The following is a 265-nucleotide window of genomic DNA, read 5'->3' as shown; positions in this document are numbered from 1 at the left end:
ACAGGGGAGTTTACTGCGTTTAAACAACCCCAAGGCTTAACTGAACTTCAGGTAACCCATCTTGCCGTGATTGGCGATACCTTATGGGTAGGTACTCGTTCGGGTTTGTACATACTATCTTTAAAAACCGAAAAAATTATTCTCGTCAGTTTAGGCAATAATATCACGCCCAATATTACCAGCATTGCCAATATTGACGATAAATACATTGTCGTTGGCACTCAATCACATGGCACATTTGCCATTGATAGTAATACTATTATTC

General features: G+C 39.2%; 1 protein-coding gene. It reads left to right on the top strand.

Features of this window, described 5'->3' with window-relative positions; genetic code table 11:
- A partial coding sequence (locus AAEY93_RS20705; RefSeq protein WP_351079559.1) for a hypothetical protein occupies positions 1-265 on the top strand: 265 nt, incomplete at both ends.

Origin of the sequence: Shewanella sp. CAL98-MNA-CIBAN-0140, assembly GCF_040309905.1 — a bacterium.
GTDB classification, from domain to species: Bacteria; Pseudomonadota; Gammaproteobacteria; order Enterobacterales; family Shewanellaceae; genus Shewanella; species Shewanella psychromarinicola.
This window is presented reverse-complemented; position numbering and strand designations above follow the sequence as displayed.